The 3,393-nt window shown below is 42.5% G+C and carries 4 protein-coding genes; all 4 read right to left on the reverse strand.

What is annotated here, in order from left to right; genetic code table 11:
* Positions 1 to 683: 683 nt before the first annotated feature.
* Positions 684 to 1,040: a DUF86 domain-containing protein gene (locus F6K57_RS40345; RefSeq protein WP_075906784.1), complete on the reverse strand. Its 357-nt coding sequence runs from the start codon at positions 1,038 to 1,040 to the stop codon at positions 684 to 686.
* Entirely contained in the window at positions 1,027 to 1,344 is a 318-nt protein-coding gene (locus F6K57_RS40350; protein WP_293074525.1) for a nucleotidyltransferase family protein, read from the reverse strand. Before F6K57_RS40350 ends, F6K57_RS40345 begins: the two co-directional genes overlap by 14 nt.
* 444 nt (positions 1,345 to 1,788) lie before the next feature.
* Complete coding sequence (locus F6K57_RS40355) at positions 1,789 to 2,010, reverse strand: hypothetical protein (protein WP_075906788.1); 222 nt, start codon at positions 2,008 to 2,010, stop codon at positions 1,789 to 1,791.
* A 242-nt stretch (positions 2,011 to 2,252) separates the two neighbouring features.
* Positions 2,253 to 3,393: tail fiber domain-containing protein (locus F6K57_RS40360; protein ID WP_293074528.1), on the reverse strand; the 1,141-nt coding region annotated here is incomplete at its 5' end.

Below are 3,393 nucleotides of genomic sequence, written 5' to 3' on the forward strand. Positions count from 1 at the left end.
GGCCATTGCCCATGTAATTGCTCGGGGTTCAATCATGATCTTCCGAGAGCCTTGCCCACCCTACGATTCTCAATTCTTCATTCTACATTCTCAATTCTTCATTCTACATTCAAATGGGTATTGGTGGCCATTGCCCATTTAATTGTTCGGGGTTCAATCATGATCTTCCGAGAGCCTTGCCCACCCTACGAATCTCAATTCTTCATTCTACATTCTCAATTCTTCATTCTACATTCAAATGGGTATTGGTGGCCATTGCCCATTTAATTGTTCGGGGTTCAATCATGATCTTCCGAGAGCCTTGCCCACCCTACGATTCTCAATTCTTCATTCTACATTCTCAATTCTTCATTCTACATTCAAATGGGTATTGGTGGGCATTGCCCATGTAATTGCTCGCCGTTCAATCATGATCTTTATCAGCAATTCCCACCCTACGATTCTCAATTCTTCATTCTACATTCTCAATTCTTCATTCTACATTCAAATGGGTATTGGTGGCCATTGCCCATTTAATTGTTCGGGGTTCAATCATGATCTTTATCAGCAATTCCCACCCTACGAATCTCAATTCTTCATTCTACATTCTCAATTCTTCATTCTACATTCAAATGGGTATTGGTGGGCATTGCCCATTTAATTGCTCGGCGTTCAATTTTGATCTTCCGAGAGCCTTGCCCACCCTACGATTCTCCTTCACTTTCCTCCTGAATTACCCTTTGCAATTGCTCAACCAGTGGCACTAAATCATTCCTCACCGTTCCCCAAACAATATCTAAATCGATAGAGAAATAAGCATGGGTCAAACGATTTCGCATCCCAATCATCACTGCCCAAGGAATATCAGCATGTCTCCCCCTACATTCAGCTGAAATTCTACCTGCCGCTTCCCCAATAATTTCTAAATCTTTAACAACTGCCAACACCAACATCCTATCCTTAGCTAAATCTTCTCTGGTCTTTCCAGACATAAAACCGAGAGCTTCTATTGCTGCATCCTGCATATGGTGCAAGCGAGTTAAATCGTCAATTGCTGTCATACTGCACCATGGCCTCAGCCATCACTCTGTCTCGAAAATAAATACTTAATTCATTAGGAGTTCTTAAATCAATCTTTCTCCCTTCTACTAGTTCTGAAAGTTCTATTTCCATACTGGCTAACCTAAATAAACCAGGGGTTTTGCCTGGTTCAAATTCTACTAAAAAATCCAGGTCACTCTCCGGTGTAAAATCATCCCTCAACACTGAACCAAATAAAGACAATTTGCGAATATGATGACGCTGGCAAAATTGCTCTATTTCTTCCTTAGGAATCTTAATTGGTAACACCGGGCTTTCACTCATTTCTCTTCTGGATTTTTATCAGGTGCAATTAGTTGGTAGGAGCAGGTTTCTCTATATCCTAGCAGCTTGTAGGGTGGGAAAAGCCTGTTTCCAACTCGCCTACCTGCCGGAATTCATCTGAGCAATGCCCACCAACCAGGGTACCCATGGCCGGTTTCCAAGCCCCAACCCTTCCAGAATTCACAATCAGTGCGATTGACCTTGGCCTTTAGGCCACGCTTCGCGAATGGTCACGCGGGGCGCGTTCGCATTTTGTAGTTGATAGTGCGATCGCTGATCTTGTCGGGTGGACATTGCCTGTTTCCAACGGAAGGAAATTGCTCGCAATTTCCTCTAGTGTGAGTGTAATCACAACAGGAGCGATCGCACCCAGATACAACCAAGAGCGATCGCTGACAGACTCAGGATAAAAATCCCGACTCCCGATTCCCGATTCCCGATTCCCTACTCTACTTGAGCACCAACTACCTCCGATGGCTGAGTATTGTTTTCCTCTGTATCAGTTGATTGGCCTAAGGTTTCTTCGAGTACCTGAATTGCGCCACTGATGCGGAGTAAGGTTTCTCGGAGGTTGGCTTGTTTTGCTTCTAGTTCCGCTAGCATTTTTTGACCAGCTTCATATTCTGATTTTAGGGATTTTAAGCGTTGTTCGAGTTTTTCTTTCATGGTTTAATTTAATCGGTAATAAAAAGGTATCTCAAGGTCAAAATTATGGTCAATAAACTATGGATCTTGGGTTGTTTGGGCATTGGTGGGCATTGCCCATGTAATTGCTCGGTGTTCAATAATGATCTTTATCAGCAATTCCCACCCTACAATTCTACTCAGCAATGCCCACCCTAGGATTGTTGTTGTTTGGTTGGGCTTTCAATCCCATCATTTTACCCTACCTCCAAGTCTTGCTCAACTTAGTCATCTGACACTAGTTGATTTAGTTGAAGTTCCAATTGATTGATCCGTTGTTCATAGTTGCTGCTCTTGTGAGCCATATCTTTTATAACTTCAACTAAGTACATGCTTATTTTTCGGTAATTAATTGCTTCAGGTAACCCCTGTTCGTCATAGTAAACAAGTTTGTTAAGACCAATTTCGTTAAACTCCTCAGCAATGTATCCAATTTCCCAACGATTGGGATGGTTAGGTCGTGTATAAGTCTTGGGTTCTACTGTCAAAATTTTCTCAAAATCGTCTTCCATAGAAATGATATTTTCTTTCGTTTTAGCGGAAGAATTGTCGTGATAGAATTGTCCCGTACTACTCTTCCACTGTGCATTTTTGTGATCACCATAAGGGACATTAGTAACATATAAACCACCACCTACATTAAGATTACCAGGGAAAATGGAATTGTGATTATCACCACCTCGCAATATAGTATCTCCATTGCTTCCCCCTAATTTTAGGAAGCCATAATCACCACTCGCCACATGCAATTTTATGATGTTAGTTTTATTGGTTGCAGCAATTTTCAATCCTTGACCTGCTGCCGAGTGAATGTGTAATGGTTCTTCAGCGGGATTAATGCCGATACCAACATTACCTGCGAAGTAGTTATCTCTAGTACCTCCAAACCATGCAGAATTGCTTGCACTCCCAGTCCATCCATCATGCTCTACAAAGAAACGAACTGCTTCCCCTTCACTTCTCACTTGGAAGATCGGGTGACCAGCACTGGGATTGGTTTGGACTCGATAGACTAAGCCGGTTGCCTCTTGAGTACCGTCACCGCGATGATTGTTGCTGTTGGGAGCTTCCATCAGCAGAGCTCGCTCACCAGAGGTGTTCTTGCTAGCACTAAAGCTGCCAGTAACAGTTAAATTCCCTTGTACTTTTAATTTCGATGAACCTGGATCCGTTGTGCCAATGCCAACATTACCGTCACTACCTTGTACAAATAATTGTTTTTCGTGGCGTCCGATATAGACATTGGAATTTGAACCAGAATCTGGATTGAGATAAAGATGCTTACCATCAGTTTTAGCATTGATATTCCATCCACTTGACCAGCCAACAATCTCTAACTGACCCATTCCACTGCTACCAAATCTA

Origin of the sequence: Moorena sp. SIO4A5, from assembly GCF_010672005.1 — a bacterium.
GTDB lineage: Bacteria > Cyanobacteriota > Cyanobacteriia > Cyanobacteriales > Coleofasciculaceae > Moorena.

Coding starts and splice junctions, on each gene's coding strand:
- F6K57_RS40350 (WP_293074525.1), bottom strand. CDS start 1,344: ATGAGTGAAAGCCCGGTGTTACCAATTAAGATTCCTAAGGAAGAAATA.
- F6K57_RS40345 (WP_075906784.1), bottom strand. CDS start 1,040: ATGACAGCAATTGACGATTTAACTCGCTTGCACCATATGCAGGATGCA.
- F6K57_RS40355 (WP_075906788.1), bottom strand. CDS start 2,010: ATGAAAGAAAAACTCGAACAACGCTTAAAATCCCTAAAATCAGAATAT.